This is a genomic window from Siphonobacter sp. SORGH_AS_1065 (assembly GCF_030818595.1).
Taxonomy (GTDB): Bacteria; Bacteroidota; Bacteroidia; order Cytophagales; family Spirosomataceae; genus Siphonobacter.
The window spans coordinates 833,627-850,535 of sequence record NZ_JAUTAM010000004.1 but is presented as its reverse complement, the minus strand read 5'-3'; the positions used below and the strand labels follow the sequence as shown (position 1 = coordinate 850,535).

Here is a 16,909-nt window from a genome sequence, read left to right as displayed (position 1 = left end):
GCTTTAGCCGAGGTGAATTTCCTCCAGCGTTTGGTTACGGATGATGTAAGAAGAGTCCATTTTTAGGTCGGTTAACCTGAAATCCTGATGGGAGGAAAGTAGAAACTGAACCCCATTCTGGTGATATTGATCAATGAGCTGACATACATTGGACACAGCCCGATCATCAATCGTAATGAGAGGTTCGTCAAGCATAATGAGCGTTGGATTGCCCAGAAAACCCAAAATTAAAGACGTTTTTTTGAGCATTCCCGAAGAATAAGTCCCAACGGGCTGTTTCCAGAACGAGGCTATTTCCAGCGTTTCTACTAACGCGTCCACTTGTCCTGCCGGAGCTTTCTTGGCTTTGGCGACAAAAGAAATCAGATCAAAAGCAGATAAATATTCCGGGTAGAGCGGCTCGGCTTCGGCGTAATTCACCCGTAATCGAAACGCAACGGGATCACGCTTTACTTCCCAGGTATCATCTAGCCAGATTTCACCCTCGAAAGGCAACATCCCTGCTACCGACCGAAAAAAAGTACTCTTCCCGGCTCCGTTCACACCCCGAATCCAGTGAATGCCGGGTTGAAGTTGCAGTTCGGGAACTTCCAGAATGGTGCGACCGTGATACGCTTTTCGGTAATTTTTGACGTGTAGCATACCTACAAAAAAAGACATTTGGCAAAGCTTTCCAAAACCTTTCCGGTATACGGACGAGCCGTTTGTACTTTTGTATCATGCAAAGCAATTATTACTTCCTTCGCCAACTGTCCAGCGAACTGGAAAATCAGTTGAAAGGCCTGGTTTTGGCGGAGTGTTTTTCGCAGGAAAAAGACGAGCTAGTCATTGGGTTTTGTCCTGAGGAAAAGCAGTGGCGAAAAAAGCGTGATTTTTACATCCGGGCTACCATTCGACCTGATTTCGTAGCTCTAAGCTTCCCCGATGATTTCAGAAGAGCAGGCCGAAATACGGTGGATCTTTTCTCGGAATTACTGGATAAGCAAGTGGTTGGCGTTCGTCAGTTTCTCAACGAACGGGCCTTTTCAATTGAATTTGCGGATGATTACCATCTGGTTTTTAAGCTCTTTGGCAACCGTTCCAACCTGGTATTAATTCAGGGTACGCAGGTCGTTGATCTCTTTCATAATAAACTCGTTTCCGACGAAAACCTGAATATCCAGACGCTGGACCGACCTTTAGACCAGAGTCGGGAAGCCTTTGATCGGGCTAATGGCGACTGGCGGAAGTTATTCCCAACGTTTGGTAAAGATGTAACGTCCTGGCTGGATAGGCATCACTACCGTTCGTTACCCATTGACGAAAAATGGGCCTTGGTAGAGCAGGTAAGGGCCTACCTGGAAAATCCGCAGTATTACATCAAGACGGTGGAATACCAGCCCGTGTTGACGCTCATTCCCGACGAGGCCGAAAAGACCTTTACCGATCCGATTGAGGCAGCCAATGGCTTCTATTATGCTTATTCGAGAATCAATGTTTTTGACCGGGAGAAGGGACAGATTGTTCGATTACTGCAAAAACGTAAGCAGAAAACCCAGTTATACATTGATTCGGTCTACGAGAAACTCGACGAGATGGAAAAAGCCATCAAGCACGAGGAGATCGGACATATTCTGATGGCAAATCTGCACCAGATTCCCGAACGATCCGAAAGTATTGAGTTACACGATTTCTACCGCGATCAGCCCGTCACGATTCGTTTAAAGCCCGATTTGACGCCTCAGAAAAATGCCGAGTCGTATTACCGAAAGGCTAAAAACGAGAAAATTGAGATAGAACACCTGATGGAAGCTCTGGAAGTTCGGGAAGGCGAAATGGCTGAATACGATGCCCAAATCGAAAAAGTAGAGTCGTTGGAAACGTTAAAGGAGCTGCGGAAATACCTAAAAACCAGTGGGCTGGACAAAATGGAGAAGCCCGATGTTTCGGCGGCTACCTTGTTCAAACGCTACGAGTATCAGGGTTTCGAAATTTTTGTGGGAAAGAATGCCAAAAACAATGACCTGCTTACGCAACGATATACCCGTAAAGAAGACCTCTGGCTGCACGCCCGCGATGTCACGGGTTCGCACGTTATTATTCGCCATCAGGCCGGTAAACGATTCCCAAATCCAGTCATTGAACGAGCGGCTCAGCTAGCGGCTTATTATTCCAAACGTCGCAATGACAGTTTGTGTCCAGTTATTGTTACCCCGAAAAAATTCGTCCGCAAAACCCGCGATTTACAGGAAGGTCAGGTCATTGTAGAAAAGGAGGAAGTAGTGATGGTAGAACCGAAAGCTTAGCTTAGTTGATGGTTGTTCGTTGTTAGAAAAAAAAAGTAGAGACGTCGATTCATCGCGTCTCTTACTGCATGCGTAGGAGCTCTATTCTTAACTGAAAACTGACCACTGAAAACGAATAAAATGAAAGTTAAATATCTATTGATAGGAGCCATCTTGTTATTGATGGCCTACATGGTTTATAATGCCACTTCTCAGCCCGGCATTCAGGATTTAAAAGGTAATTTTCAGGAAGTAGCCCTGTATCGGAATGAAAACAATACCGGACCTATTACCCGCATCTATGCCGTAACGGTGGAAGATACGTTGTGGGGAGAAATGAAAAAATACGGCGATTTTATGCCGCATACCAAATACGGAACTACGAAAGTTTATTTCTTCAAAGCAGGTAGTATGGTACCTAAAGAACTGAATCCAGAAGAAAAGGATTTTGAAGAAAAATATCATCCGATCGCTTCGTATGAGAAGGATGGAATGGGAGCGGTTTTGTTTGATATATAACTAATAAAAGTTAATAAATATGGTATTTGTTATTAAAAACAATGCTATTAATTAGTGTAAAATAGATTTTTTATATTTTATTTAAATAAAATATTATTCTGTTTTGTGACAGAATAATATGTATCGTTATATTAGCATAATTAACCATCTACTTTATCTAAAGTTTTATAATTATGAGAAAATTTAAATTTACATCTTTTTTTATTTTATTTCTTTTTTTGTTTTTCAGTTGTTCAAAGCAATTAGAAATAAAGCCTAACTTACCAGCTAGAAAGCCTGATTATCTTGCTAGAGGAGGACGACAGAATACTAGTTATATTGCTTGGGAAAATGCAGATTTTTTTTATTACAAAGATGATATTGGCACAACTAGAGCAGTTAGGACTCCTTGGTCATCAGGGGGAAGTTCTGTATTTTCGTTTTATGAAGCTACTGACCGGCTTCAGCAAGATGGATGGGTTTTGCTATATAGTACTCTAGATCCTAATCAGTTTATAGACAATAAACTATTTTTTATATTGTATAATAAATGGAGAGGTATAGTCAGAGTGTTTTTTTATAATAAAGACAATCCTCCTAGTTATTCAAATTACGTTTTAGGTAAACTGCGTTTTGGTAGTGATGGAGTTTTAAACTCTGGACTGTTGAACTTTTCAGAGCAATTTGCATCAGCAAAGGATATTAAATCAGATAGACCATTTACTATTATATCTAATATTAATCCATCCAGTATAAATACAGGAGCACTGAATAACAGTTGGTATAGTTTTGACTATGAAATTGCTTATGATCCAACTATTACAAGTGTAAATGAAATGAGCGTCGGAATGGATTTAGAAGCGAGAGCTATTGGACAACAGAAGATTTCATTAACAGGATCCTTAGACGGTTCTATAGATGGTACAATAGAAATATCGGGTAAAGAAGGATCTTCGTTAATTAATACTCTGTTTACCTCAAATGATAACTCTATTTCTAATGTTATCGGAAATGTTAGAACCGGATCAAGAAAAAGTTCAGCTAAAGATGGTATATTGAAAATATTAGGAAGTGCGATTACAGACGGGTTTAAGTCTTCGGTGGAAAATGCAGCTAACACATTAGCGACAGGGGGGCTAAACATAATTACCTCTCCAATATCAAAGTTTTTCAATTCTTTAATAGCATCTCCTGCTGAAAATACTGAAAATGTGCATTTAAAAATGAATGCAAAATTAAAAGTACAAGGTACAGCGGAATCAGAATTCCTGTTGTATAATCAACATTTCTTTGTTCCTGGTACTATAAGAAACTCTAATAACCCTGGATTAGTACCTTACTATGATAAACCATTGGGCGTTTTTAATATTTCAACAACACCTGTTATTAATGTGTCTGCATACGGAAGTGATGGTATAACTTATTCATTTAATCCATCTACCTTTAACGTAGATATTAATCCAGAAGTTGCCAATGATATAACTATTTCTGAAATCCAAAAAAGTATTGTATGGCTAAAAACATTTAATGGTATAAGTGTATCACCAACTTCTACTTCCCCCGTCACATTGATTACTAGAACAGAAGGGAAACAGGAAAATACCAATACTCCTTTTGTTCAAGATGAATGGTATGATTCAGGGAGTAATACCTTTCGTATTATAGGGAGAAATGGAAGGCGGATGGCTGCAAATGTTAAAGTACGAGTTTCATTTAAAATCCAGCCTAATAATGGAGGTAAATCAGTATATATATCAAAAATATTTAATGCTAATGTTGTTGGACTAGAAAATTTACTTTAAATTATACTTTAGTTTTAGTAATTTAGGGAATTTTTTGAATATAAGTTCCCTAAATTACTAGGCCATTACCGAAACCATTTCCAACGCTACTCTTCCAAGTTTCTGATCTCCCCTTATCATAACCTGATGCATAATTTCCTGAGGCCAAATACTTTTTGAAAACAAAGGCCAGGCCGTTTCCGGGGAAAGACTTACTTCACTTGTAGGATTACCGATATATTCTTTCTTTAATATCCACGCATTATTTTCCCGAACGACGTACCAGGAACCACCTATCTCGCTGGTAATGGTAAGTTGAATGGTCGTCCCATTTTCTGCCTGAATGCTTCGATAGGTGTGTGGCAAAGCATACATGAACGTATCGATAAACGGATAGAAAAATTCTTTTGTTAAAAGCCCGGGTTTATGAACGGCTGCCCGGATTTGCTGCTGGTGTAGCCACTTTTCAGTGTATTCCCGAGCGAGGTGCATCCAGTTTTTACTCTCTTCTTCTCCGGCCCAGGCTACTGAAAAAGTAGCAGGAGCTTCTGGGTCCAGCGTAGCGTAATAATCACAATACAAAGGCCCGGTTAATTCGTGCAGGAGAATTAATAGGGGTGGGCTTACCCGCTTCATGGCTTGCACCCAATCGGCATTTAAGCCATTGAGATAATCTAGTAAGTCCTGATAGGAATGAATGGAAGGATTTTCGCCCTGATACCCGTCTCTTAGTTGTGAAAGAATGCGAATATTCCCATCCAGCAAGTGAGCAACTACATCCTTTACTTTCCAGCGTTTCGCAATGGTTTGAGCCTGCCACTCTTCCGAATTTAGGGAACGTAACAAATCAAACAGCATCTGATCGAGCGTTCGGATTTTTAGGATGAAATCAGTGGTTTGAATAGTGCTCATAATTCATCAATGAAGGGCCTAAATATGCACATAATTGTTGATTCATGAGAAGCTATTCATGACAAACCGGAGCTGGCTGCGAGGCAGATATACTAACTTTTGGACTGTAAGGAAGATTTAGTCCCAGTCCTCGCCAGATAAAAAGCAGAGCAATGGTTAAGGTAACTACGGGTAACCAGCGGTTCAGTCGTTGACGAATGGGAAGACTGATCCATCGCCAAACCCAGCTAACGGCCAGCAGGGCAGGTAAGGTGCCGAGACCGTAAACGGTCATAAAAAGCATTCCTTCTAATGGCGAATTAGCCGTTAATGCCCCCGCTAAAGCCACGTAAACCAGTCCGCAGGGTAACCAGCCGTTGAGAAACCCGGCAGCGGGGTAAGACCACCAGGTTTTCTGGATTAATACCTTTCCAAATAGTTTTTGTAGCCGCAGAATCGGACGAAAAGCCAGCCAGCGATTTCCCACCAGGAAGGCAATCATTAACAGACCGGCCAGTACTGAAACCTGCTGTTGCCAGCCAAAAAGTGAAAACCGTTCCCCCAACAACCCTACTGCCATTCCCAATAAACTATAACTCATGCACCGGGCCAGATGGTAACTCAGCCGGGCGAGCCATAACTGATTAACTGAAAGTCCACCCACGGGCAGGGCCAGCGAAAGCGGCCCACACATGCCTATGCAGTGCAGGCTGGCAGTAAGTCCGGTGAAGAAGGCGATTAGCATTGGGTTTGGAGTTTGGAGCGGCCGCCGCTGCGGTTTTGAGTTTTGAGTTTTGAGTTTTGAGTTTTCAGTTTTGAGTTTTCAGTTTTCAGTTTTCAGTTTTCAGTTTTGAGTTTTCAGTTTTGAGTTTTGAGTTTTGAGTTTTGAGTTTTCAGTTTTCAGTTTTCAGTTTTCAGTTTTCAGTTTTCAGTTTTCAGTTTTCAGTTTTCAGTTTTCAGTTTGAAAAGAGAAAACCCATAAAGGTAGGGAAGAGGTTTGGAAATGGAAGTGATAACCCCGGAGGGGTTTAATAGGAGTAGCCCCGGATGCTAATCCGGGGTATCCAGCCAAGGGTAAAGGAAGTGGTTGGTGTCCTCACCAACCACGGCGGAAAATGTGTCCCCCTGGCGGGTCTCGGATTATTTAACCCCTCTTGGAGTTGGAGAACCCTCTACAACCTAACTTCCTCTCCCGCCATGGCTGGTGTCTTCACCAGCCATTCATATAAAGCATAGTGGTTGGTGAGGACACCAACCACGGCGGATGACCCAGTTTGTACGAACCCCGGATTATATCCAAGCCTATCTAACCTCATGAGGGGTTAGATTAGCACCTACAACCTAACTTCCTCTTCCGTATAATACTCCTGTTGTCCATCGGTCCAGGTGATTTTGATTCGCCAGTGACCCGTTTTTAGCTTTCGCGTAGAAACGATTTGTTCGGTATGGTTGGGCTCAACGGCTACGTTGAAATCCAGTTGAGCGTCGGAGGGGCGGAAAAACTGAATCTGGCCCTTCGTTAAACCTTTAGGGATGGAAAACTGAATTTCCTTTTCGGAAGGCTGGTAGTTGACTTTGAAAGGGTTATGAACGGATTTGTTGTTTTGAATCCGGTCGATTTGCTGTTGATAAGCCATTTCAGTCTGGTAATAATCTTTCCGCACCAGATCTACTTTAGTACTGGCCATGCGATAGACCAGAAAGCCAATAAAGCTGCCGAAGGCAACAAAGGCAAGAATGATCGATTTTCCCCAGTTCATCTTTTAGTTTTCAGTTTACGGTTTTCAGTTTATAGTTTTTCTGTTTTCAATCGAATTATCCCCAGGGTTTCACCGAGCTTGACTCAGCGTTATCTGTGTTGAAAATTCTAAGTAACTCATTGATTTAAAATCATGATGAGCATTCTAACAATTGAAAACTGAAAACAGCAAACTGAAAACACATTATTCCACGGGTCCCATGAAATTGGTTTTTACCTGGTCGATGAGCTGACCGTTGGCGGTTACTTCAATTTCGATGGGCGTTTTATTTTCGGTAATCTTTTTGGCAGGCGTTAGTAAGAAAAAAGAACCCTTTGTTAACTCGCCTGGTCGGGCTGTTTTTAGAGCCTGCCCCACGTATTGTAACTGAAAATCGGGATTTTTTACTTTGAAATTTAGTTCGATGGGGCGGAAGGTTTTATTAATAACCTCTACCGTGTAAAGATTGGAAACCTGTCCGTTGTCCTGTTTCTGAAAAGTTAACCCGGAAGCCCGTAATACCGTTGTTTCGACGTCTTTTCGATTAATCAATAGGTAACTGAGTACGCTGATTAATACTACTAATACCGCGGTGTACGCTTGTAATCGACCATCAAAACGGAATTTTTTATGTTGCTCAATACCTTCCTGGGAAGCATAACGAATCAGTCCGAGGGGCTTCTGAATTTTGTTCATGACCCCATCACAGGCATCAATACAGGCCGTACAATTGATGCATTCGAGTTGGGTACCTTTCCGAATGTCGATGCCCGTCGGACAAACCTGTACGCAGAGCGAGCAGTCCACACAATCGCCTTTGGGAGCCGTATCCTGTTTTTTGAGTTTCCCCCGAGGCTCGCCCCGAACGTAATCGTAAGCCACCACGATTGATTTTTTGTCCAGTAATACCCCCTGCAATCGTCCGTAGGGACAAATGACGATGCATACCATTTCACGAACTTTAGCAAAAACCAGGTAAAAGAGTACCGTAAAAATCAGGATCGCAGCCAGGCCGCCGAGGTGGTTAGCGGGATCATCCGTCTGGATACGAAGCAATTCATCTTTACCAATGATGTAAGCCAGAAAGGTATTGGAAATAGCGAAAGCAATCAGTAAAAACAGTCCGTGTTTGAGTACCTTTTTTTTGATTTTCTCAGCCGTCCAGGCAGCTGCCTGGAGTCGTTTCTGGGCTTTGTAATCGCCTTCAATCCAGTTCTCAATTTTCCGGAAAATTATTTCCATGAAAACCGTCTGCGGACAGGCCCAGCCGCACCAGAGGCGTCCAAACGCTACCGTAAAAACCACAATGAACAGGATAAAAGTAAGCAGGCCGATGGCTACCAGGTGAAAATCCCTGTGGCCAGAACGGTACCCCGAAGAAAATGAATTTCCGCTCCAGAACATTAAAAAGAAACAGCGGATGCCCTTCAAATTCAAGCCAGGGTAAGCCGAAGAGGGTGAGCAATAAAACTCCGGCTACGATTCCTCTCCAGCGATAGAGTCGCCCGCCTTCGGGTAAACGCGGATACTGACGTTTCCCCGAAGTGATGGCGAGGTCCTCTAATAGATCATCTGCGGTAGTCATGACTTACTGTTTTTGGGCTACCTCTTCGGGCTTCACTTCCTCGCCCTGAGGTGCCTTGGCTCCGGCGGGTTTACTGCCCTGGAGTGAAAAAATATAACTCGAAACCTGCTGAATCTGAATGGGGTTCAATTGCTTCTTCCAGGAAATCATTCCCTTGTCGGGTACGCCTTCGGTAATGGTTTTAAAAACTGCTTTAATCGTTCCCCCGTGTAGCCAGTAGGCATCCGTCAGATTCGGACCCACTTTGCCTTCAGCCGCCGCTCCGTGACAGGCGGTACAGTTCTGGTCAAAGAGCTTTTTCCCAGCTTCGATGGATTTTGGATCTTTCAGTACCGTTACATTCGATTCATTCACCGCATTAGCAAACTTCTTCAGATACGCTTCGTGAGCCTGTTCAGCAGCGGCCATTTCGGCGGTGTATTCCTGATGCATCACATCGCCGTCGCCGATGACGTGGTAGGTAATCAGATAGCCAATTGCACAGATAATGGTGATATAGAACAGGCCCATAAACCAGCCTGGCGTTGGGTTATCCAATTCCTGAATGCCATCGGGAGCATGGGCCATGAGTAACTGTTCGTTGGTAGAAGAGGGCGGTACCCGGAAAATACGATTCCAGATGCTACTGCCTTCGTAGACATCTACTTTGGTTTCTTCCTTCGTAGGTAAGGTATTTTTTACCGTTAGGTATAAGTGAAGGGTAGAAACCAGCAAGGCTAAAGCTCCGAAGATCAGGCAAATGAGTAATACCATCAGCAGTAACTCTTCGCCCGTTTTTATTTCAAAGTTCATTTTGTTCGTAGTTGTTGGTTGATCGTTGTTAGTTGATAGCGGAAACGAATAACCATCAACTAACAACAGCCAACGCATTTATTCCAAAGGCATTTTACTCATTTCCTGTAGGTGTTTCTGATCGGTCAGAAAAACGAAAAGACCTACCGTAACGAAAAAGGCAACGAAGATGACGAGCGACGAAATCATAAAGAAATCGGCTCCCTGAAGCTGGGTGATGAGGTTGCGAAACATATGTTTGGTTGTTAGTTGTTGGTTGATGGTTGTTGGCGGCTGCCGTTGCGGTTATAGTCGGGAGAACTAACAACTACTAACCAACAACCATCAACTTATTTCAAAGCCGCTTCGTCCTTCTTGATGTCCGTTCCCAGACGTTGTAAGTAGGCAATCAGGGCAACGATTTCTTTGTCTGATTTAACTTTGATCCCTTCCTGTTTCAGGCGTGCCGAGATGGCTTCGGCCTGTTGTTCGGCGTCAGCAGAAGCCTGTGAAATGGCGTAGTCATCATAAGGAACCCCGAGCGACTGCATGGCTTTGAGTTTGGCCTCCAGAGTGGAGTTATCCAGCTTTTGGGTTAACAACCAGGGGTAGGCCGGCATGATCGATCCCGGAGACATACTCGTCGGATCATTCATGTGGTGGTAATGCCAGGAATCAGGGTATTTGGCTCCTTCGCGGTGTAAATCCGGGCCGGTACGTTTAGAACCCCAGAGGAACGGGTGATCATATACGAACTCGCCCGCTTTGGAGTATTCCCCGTACCGTTCGGTTTCGGAACGGAAGGGACGTACCATCTGGCTGTGACAGTTATTGCAACCTTCGCGGATGTATAAATCGCGTCCCTGAAGCTCCAGAGGCGTATAGGGCTGGACAGAGGCAATGGTTTGTACGTTGGACTCAACGGTAAAGGTTGGAATCAATTCCAGCACCGTTCCGATCAGAATAACGATTAATGAACCTGCTAATAACTGCATGGGGCGACGTTCGAAGACGCGGTGCCAGTAGGTGTCTTCCCCTGTGGGTACGTATGCTTTCTCCAGAGCCGGAGCTTCGGCGGATTCGTTAGCTACGAAGCTGCCTTTAGCCATGGTTTTGAAGAGGTTATAGGCCATCAGAATAGCCCCAAGCAGATAGATGGCTCCGCCAATGGCACGCATCATGTGCATGGGTAACAATTGCAGCGTTGTTTCCAGAAAAGCGGGATACTTGAGCGTTCCTTCGGGCGTAAATTCTTTCCACATCATTCCCTGCGTAAAGCCTGAGATATACATCGGAACGGCGTAGAACAGAATACCGAGTGTGCCTAACCAGAAGTGGATGTTCATCATCCGTTTCGAGTAAATTTCCGTCTTCCACATTTTAGGAATCAGGTAATACAGAATGGCAAAGGTTAGGAAGCCGTTCCAACCCAGAGCACCTACGTGTACGTGAGCCACAATCCAGTCGGTAAAGTGGCCAATGGCGTTTACGTTTTTCAACGAAAGCATCGGACCCTCAAAGGTCGCCATCCCGTAAGCCGTAACCCCCACGACCATGAATTTCAGCCGGGCATCTTCCCGTACTTTATCCCAGGCTCCGCGAAGGGTCAGCAGACCGTTAATCATGCCGCCCCAGGACGGAGCAATGAGCATAATAGAGAAGGCCGTTCCCAGGGATTGAGCCCAGTTAGGCAAACTTGTATAAAGTAGATGGTGAGGGCCAGCCCAGATGTAAATAAAGATCAGCGACCAGAAGTGTAGAATGGAAAGTTTATAACTGTAAACGGGCCGGTTGGCCATTTTGGGCAGGTAATAATACATCAGCCCCAGATAAGGCGTGGTCAGGAAGAACGCCACCGCGTTGTGCCCGTACCACCATTGCACCAGAGCATCCTGAACGCCAGCGTACATAGAATAACTCTTCAGGAAGGTAACGGGAATGGAGAAGGAATTCACCACGTGCAGAACGGCTACGGTAATAAACGTGGCGATGTAAAACCCAGATTCCCACATACAGGTGACGTTCACGGCGTTTGATGATCGTTCCGAACATGTTGATGCCAAAAACCACCCAGATGAGCGTAATGGCAATGTCGATGGGCCATTCTAATTCGGCGTATTCTTTGGAAGAGGTGATCCCCAAAGGCAGCGTTGCTACGGCAGAAACGATGATGAGCTGCCAGCCCCAGAAGTGAATCCAGCTTAATACATCCGAAAACATCCGGGCTTTCAGCAGCCGTTGCAGAGAGTAATAAACGCCCATGAAAATGGCATTACCCACAAAGGCAAAAATCACGGCATTAGTGTGTAAAGGCCGGATGCGACCGAACGTGGTGTACTGGTTATCCATGTTCATGGCGGGCTGAAACAACTGCGTGGCGGCAATCACACCGACCAGCATACCGATTAACCCCCAGATGATGGTAGCAATGGAAAAGGCTTTAACGACCTTGTTGTCGTACGCGAAGCGTTCGAGCTTAGGTGGGGCGATTTCAGTAGAAGAATAGGAAATCATGGGATACAGGAATGGTTAATGTGAACTCAGGCTTCGTCGTCGAGTAAGGCTCGGAGACTGGGTGTATACAAATCATCATTCTGCCCGGATTTCATGGCCCAGAAGAAGGCAGCCAAAAAGCCTAAAGCCAGCAGAAGACTAATGCCGATAAGAAGAAAAATGATTTTCATAAACCTTTGATTTTCAGTTTCAAAGGTCAGGAGAAAGGGCACTCTTAAAAATGACAAAAATCACCCCGGGGGGTGATTTTCGAAGGGTAGGCTAGTAAGAAATGGAGTTTAATTCTCCATATAAGAATCGTTATTGAGGTATTCGAGCTTACTGTTCCAGACCAGGGCAATCTGCGTGGCTCGTTGTCGGGCGTTTTCCGCCCCTTCGCCCTCAAAATTTTCCGCAAGGGTTTCCGTAAAGAGTGTTAACCAGCGTTCAAAATGCTCGATGGTTAAGGTATGCTTCTGATTAATAATCAAATGCGGACGAAAGGGGTGACCGTGGTAACTGTTATTCCCCAACAGCAGGTTTTCCCAGAAACCGTACATTTTGGGTAGGTGTTTGGCCCAATCTACCTGAGCAACGTCGGTGAAGATGGGAGCCAGTAACTCATCCTTCTGAACTTTTTCATAGAAAGAATCCACCAAATGCCGAACGGCTTCTGAACTATCAAGGTACATCTTTTTTGAAGGAGGATTCATATCGTCTTTCGCTGTCAGCTTTTCTGCTGGCAGTTAGTTGTTAGTTATGGGGCTACTCGCGAAAAGCGGGCGGCGAATCATCTAAGCAGAATTCAAGTATAAGGATTCTGAATTAACCATTCAATCAATACTGCTATGAAAAACGTTCGCTTTCCCCTCTTTTTTGCTACGCTTTATTTACTGGTCTATACTATTGGAGCAAATATGGGCTGGTTTTCTCTGCCCCTCATCGTTACCCTCTGGATACTGGCTCCGGTTGTGGTAGGCTGGATGGTTTATCGCATTCTGAAAGATGGGGTTCCCAGTGGCCATACCTTCGAGGATCGTTTTTACGAAGATTACCAGCCTCGTAGAAAATAAAAGGCTAGGTGCCGCCCTGATAAACTTTCATTTATTGAGACTGCGTCGTACTACATTTTAAAGAACGCCTTAGTAGAGACGCCGATTTATCGCGTCTGGGTAGAATTGATTTATAACCTCCCAATGATTTCCCTTTCCCCGGCTGAGACGTGATAAATCGGCATTTCTACGTTTGGCCCCCCTGGTAGAGACGCCGATTTATCGCGTCTGGGTAGAATTGATTTATAACTTCCCAATGATTTCCCTTTCCTCGGCTGAGACGCGATAAATCGGCATTTCTACGTTTGGAAACCCCCTTAGTAGAGACGCCGATTTATCGCGTCTGGGTAGAATTGATTTATAACCTCCCAATGATTTCCCTTTCCTCGGCTGAGACGCGATAAATCGGCGTCTCTACGTTTGTTTGGGGAAAGACCAAGTTCGGGGTAAACTATGTTTACTACCTCACAGATTTGCCTCTCGCAGTTACTCCGATAAAGCCAAGCGACTGTGGAAGGCTATAACCGCTGCCAGCTTTTTCGCTGGGAGCGGTAAGTTACCTACATATAATTCAAATCATTGTTCTTCTTCAGCTTCAGCACACCAACGGCGTTCAGTAGCAGAATAACTGGAAACGTAGGGTCAAATTCAAACCAGCGAACACCGAAGTTAGCCCGACCGCCAAGCTTGTGGTGATTGTTGTGATACGATTCTCCCATCATCAGAAAGTCGAAGGGTAACAGGTTCTTCGCAGTATCATTTACTTTGAAATTGGTATAGCCGTATTTGTGAGCAAACCAGTTAATAATTACCCCGTGAACGGGACCCATCAGGTAATGAATGGGCAGTAACAGATATTGCCAGGGGCTCGTTGCGAAGTGGATGTAAAATAGGGTGTAGGCAGTTCCCCAGGCAACCCGTGAAATCCAGTTATCGCCAATCTTTTCCATGAAACCCCAGTAGGGCACATTCTTGAAATACTTAGGGTCCACGTTCTCTTTGTGGTGCAGAATGCGGTTATAAATGGTTTTGGTCTTCCACATCATGTCGAAGGCATTGTCCGAAAAACTGGGGGAGTGCGGATCTTTTTCGGTATCCGCAAAGGCGTGGTGCAGGCGGTGCATAACCCCGTACGCATACGGACTCAGAAAACTGGAACCCTGAGTTACCCAGGTGAAAAAGTAGAAAAACCGCTCCCATCCCTTCGACATGGTAAACATCTGGTGTGCTGCGTAGCGATGTAGAAAAAACGTTTGTGAAAATAGGGATAGATACCAGTGGGCAATGAAAAACAAAAAGATGTACATGAAAAAAAGAGTTAGTAAAAGCTGTTTTAAAGGTAGGCTGAAGGTTGAGGCAGGTGTCGGCGGCTAGCAAGGTTCATTCCCAGCGTAGCAATAAAAACCATGGTAGCAGAGCTGACGGGCATAAGAATGGCGGCCACAATAGGGGCGAGGTGTCCCGTTAGGCCATAACTCAGTCCGATGAAATTATAGATGAGTGAAATCAGAAAACTGAAGCGAATTACCCAGAGTCCCATGCGGCTGAACTTAAGCATCTTTGGTAAATTTCTGAGTTGCCTGGCTTCCAGAATACCGTCGCTGGCGGGACTGAAATGCAGGGTGTTATCCGTTAAAGCAATACCCACATGAGCCTGTTTCAAGGCTCCGGCATCGTTCAGTCCATCGCCCAGCATCATCACTCGTTTTCCTGCTTTCTGTAATTGCTCGATAAAGGCCAGTTTATCTTCGGGTTTCATCCGAAAACGCATATTCTCTGGGGAAAACCATTGCTGTAAAGCCGTTTTTTCGGAATCAGAATCGCCGGAAAGCAGGTAAAGCTGATACCTGGGGCGAAGTTGAGTCAGCATGGAGTCAAGTCCCTGGCGGTAGGACGTATGCAGGAGAAAATAACCCCGGCATATTTGATCCACGCTGACAAATACCGTACTGCCTTCCTGTGGAGCTACATTCGCTCCCGCCCAGGATGCGGAACCTATTTTGATCGCATGTCCCTGAATGGTTCCTGATAACCCTTTACCCGTAAAAGAGGCAAAGTTTTCGACGGACTCAAGAGGGTAGGATTCATGGAGAAAATGCTGGATTTTTATACTCAGGGGGTGATTGGAATGCTGAACCAGCGAAGCCACCATCCGCCGTTCTTCGGGGCTTAAAGCCAGTCCGATGAATTGAATGGGTTGTTCTTCGGTAGTTGTTAATGTTCCGGTTTTATCAAAAACAATGGTATCGCACTGAGCCATTTGCTCAATTACCTCGGCGTTTTTTAGGTATAATTTGCGGAGGCCTAACATTCGCAAGCCATGCCCCAAAGCAAAGGGATAAGAAAGGGCCAACGCACAGGGACAGGCAATGATTAATACCGCCGTAAAGGCATTGAGCACTTTAGAGGGATCATGAAAGTACCAGTACCCTGCTGTCAATGAGGCCAGAATCAGTACGCTGATGGTAAAGTAATTACCTACCTGATCGGCAAAGGTTTTCAGCACGCTATTCTGATTTTTGGAGAACGAAGCGTGATTCCATAGCTGGGTGAGTGTACTTTGAGAAACGTTTTTGAGAACTTCCATTTCAATGGAATCCCCCATTTGTCGGCCACCGGCATAAACCAGATCACCCGCCTGATGCGGTTCCGGTAGGGCTTCTCCAGTAACAAAACTGTAATCAATCAGTCCCGAGCCCCGGTATAATAAACCATCGGCGGGAATTAACTCGCCGTGGCGAATGCGAATGCGATTACCTTTCTGTAACTGTTGAACAGGGATAACTTCCAGAGTCGAACCAGATGCTTCGGCCAGCGTAGCGGTTAAAGGAAAATAGGATTTATAATCCCGTTCGAAAGACAAAAAGGAGTAGGTTTTCTGCTGAAACCATTTTCCGGCTAATAAAAAGAAAGTTAGTCCGGTAAGGGAGTCAAAATATCCATTTTGGTGCAGAAAAGTAACTTCGTAGACACTCCGCAACCAGGCTACCAGAATCCCGAGCAGAATCGGAAAATCCAGATTTAAACGCCCGGCACGCAGGCTTTTGTAAACGGACTCGAAGTATTCCCAGCCGGAGTAAAACACTACTGGAATGGACAGAACTAAACTCAGCCACCCGAAAAGAATTTTGTAGGAGGCATCTTCCAGCCCCAGGTATTCCGGGAAACTGAAAAGCATAATATTCCCCGCACAGAACCCCGCCACACCCACGCGGCTTAACAGATTTCGATAGCCAGGATTCTGCTGTTCTTTGACTACATCCTGAAGGCTAATCAGCGGTTCGTAACCAATGGAAGTTAACAACTCGGCTAACTGCCGCAGCGTTACCTCTTTCGAAAATGAAACGGAAACCTGCTTTTTCAGAAAATCCACTCGGCTACTCAGCACCGCCGGGTTCAGCCGATTGAGATGCTCCAGTAAGTACAAACACGACGAGCAGTGAATGCTGGGGATATAGAAAGTAACTTTAGACTGGGTATTGTTCTGAAAATCAAGTAAAGACTGACTCACTTCCGCATGGTCGAGAAATTCAAATCGACTGGAAGAAGGCGAAATGCCTACCTGCTGATCTTCAAGGGTATAATAACGGCATAGATTATTCTGCGAAAGCAGATCATAGACCGTCCGGCATCCTTCACAACAGAACGAATGATCGTCCTGCTCGAAGGCCTTTTCAGGGCATTCGTTACCGCAGTGGTAACAATGCGTCGGGGTAAGAACGGAATCCTGGATTGTATGCATGGATCAGGAAAGGGGCTGACGTTAACAAGAAATACCCACTGGAAAGAAATTTTTCTGCGGTACGAGTAGTTCTTTAGATAAGGCCCCCAATTC

At 44.8% G+C, this 16,909-nt stretch carries 16 protein-coding genes and 1 pseudogene; 4 read left to right on the top strand and 13 right to left on the bottom strand.

Translation table 11 applies throughout. The features are described 5' to 3' along the window. Positions 1 to 3: 3 nt before the first annotated feature. Complete coding sequence (locus QE390_RS04285) at positions 4 to 660, bottom strand: ATP-binding cassette domain-containing protein (RefSeq protein WP_307141231.1); 657 nt, start codon at positions 658 to 660, stop codon at positions 4 to 6. Between the two features lie 59 nt (positions 661 to 719). Between QE390_RS04285 and QE390_RS04280 the strand changes: the two genes are divergently transcribed. From QE390_RS04280 to QE390_RS04270, 3 genes are all read left to right on the top strand, one after another. Then, entirely contained in the window at positions 720 to 2,285 is a 1,566-nt protein-coding gene (locus QE390_RS04280) for an NFACT RNA binding domain-containing protein (RefSeq protein WP_307141230.1), read from the top strand. Between the two features lie 120 nt (positions 2,286 to 2,405). Then, a complete protein-coding gene (locus QE390_RS04275; protein WP_307141229.1) occupies positions 2,406 to 2,783 on the top strand; it encodes a hypothetical protein in 378 nt (125 codons plus the stop codon). Between the two features lie 173 nt (positions 2,784 to 2,956). Further along, positions 2,957 to 4,564 carry a hypothetical protein gene (locus QE390_RS04270; protein ID WP_307141228.1) on the top strand — a complete coding sequence of 536 codons (1,608 nt, stop codon included), beginning with the start codon at positions 2,957 to 2,959 and terminating at the stop codon, positions 4,562 to 4,564. A 57-nt stretch (positions 4,565 to 4,621) separates the two neighbouring features. Here QE390_RS04270 and QE390_RS04265 read toward each other — a convergent pair whose 3' ends face one another. From QE390_RS04265 to QE390_RS04220, 10 genes and pseudogenes are all read right to left on the bottom strand, one after another. Then, the gene (locus QE390_RS04265) at positions 4,622 to 5,455 is read right to left on the bottom strand and encodes a maleylpyruvate isomerase N-terminal domain-containing protein (RefSeq protein WP_307141227.1); all 834 of its coding nucleotides are present in this window, start codon (positions 5,453 to 5,455) and stop codon (positions 4,622 to 4,624) included. A gap of 52 nt (positions 5,456 to 5,507) precedes the next feature. Then, a complete protein-coding gene (locus QE390_RS04260; protein WP_307141226.1) occupies positions 5,508 to 6,179 on the bottom strand; it encodes a sulfite exporter TauE/SafE family protein in 672 nt (223 codons plus the stop codon). 589 nt (positions 6,180 to 6,768) lie between these two features. Next, positions 6,769 to 7,194: a FixH family protein gene (locus tag QE390_RS04255; RefSeq protein WP_307141225.1), complete on the bottom strand. Its 426-nt coding sequence runs from the start codon at positions 7,192 to 7,194 to the stop codon at positions 6,769 to 6,771. 183 nt (positions 7,195 to 7,377) lie between these two features. Continuing rightward, a complete protein-coding gene (gene ccoG / locus QE390_RS04250) occupies positions 7,378 to 8,478 on the bottom strand; it encodes a cytochrome c oxidase accessory protein CcoG (protein WP_307141224.1) in 1,101 nt (366 codons plus the stop codon). Beyond that, a complete protein-coding gene (locus QE390_RS04245) occupies positions 8,390 to 8,758 on the bottom strand; it encodes a hypothetical protein (RefSeq protein WP_307141223.1) in 369 nt (122 codons plus the stop codon). Before QE390_RS04245 ends, ccoG begins: the two co-directional genes overlap by 89 nt. 3 nt (positions 8,759 to 8,761) lie before the next feature. After that, positions 8,762 to 9,550, bottom strand: coding sequence for a cbb3-type cytochrome c oxidase N-terminal domain-containing protein (locus QE390_RS04240; RefSeq protein WP_307141222.1), 789 nt, complete (start codon positions 9,548 to 9,550; stop codon positions 8,762 to 8,764). Between the two features lie 78 nt (positions 9,551 to 9,628). After that, entirely contained in the window at positions 9,629 to 9,784 is a 156-nt protein-coding gene (locus QE390_RS04235; protein ID WP_307141221.1) for a hypothetical protein, read from the bottom strand. Positions 9,785 to 9,879: 95 nt separating this feature from the next. Then, positions 9,880 to 12,043: pseudogene (gene ccoN, locus QE390_RS04230) on the bottom strand (cytochrome-c oxidase, cbb3-type subunit I). Between the two features lie 26 nt (positions 12,044 to 12,069). Beyond that, complete coding sequence (gene ccoS / locus QE390_RS04225) at positions 12,070 to 12,213, bottom strand: cbb3-type cytochrome oxidase assembly protein CcoS (protein ID WP_106637317.1); 144 nt, start codon at positions 12,211 to 12,213, stop codon at positions 12,070 to 12,072. A 108-nt stretch (positions 12,214 to 12,321) separates the two neighbouring features. Beyond that, positions 12,322 to 12,714, bottom strand: coding sequence for a group III truncated hemoglobin (locus QE390_RS04220; protein WP_307141220.1), 393 nt, complete (start codon positions 12,712 to 12,714; stop codon positions 12,322 to 12,324). A gap of 156 nt (positions 12,715 to 12,870) precedes the next feature. Between QE390_RS04220 and QE390_RS04215 the strand changes: the two genes are divergently transcribed. After that, a complete protein-coding gene (locus QE390_RS04215) occupies positions 12,871 to 13,095 on the top strand; it encodes a hypothetical protein (RefSeq protein WP_307141219.1) in 225 nt (74 codons plus the stop codon). Positions 13,096 to 13,634: 539 nt separating this feature from the next. Here the strand turns inward: QE390_RS04215 and QE390_RS04210 are convergent. Together QE390_RS04210 and QE390_RS04205 are read right to left on the bottom strand one after the other, a co-directional pair. Further along, positions 13,635 to 14,381, bottom strand: coding sequence for an acyl-CoA desaturase (locus QE390_RS04210; protein WP_307141218.1), 747 nt, complete (start codon positions 14,379 to 14,381; stop codon positions 13,635 to 13,637). A 26-nt stretch (positions 14,382 to 14,407) separates the two neighbouring features. Beyond that, the gene (locus tag QE390_RS04205) at positions 14,408 to 16,816 is read right to left on the bottom strand and encodes a heavy metal translocating P-type ATPase metal-binding domain-containing protein (protein WP_307141217.1); all 2,409 of its coding nucleotides are present in this window, start codon (positions 16,814 to 16,816) and stop codon (positions 14,408 to 14,410) included. Between the last annotated feature and the right edge of the window lie 93 nt (positions 16,817 to 16,909).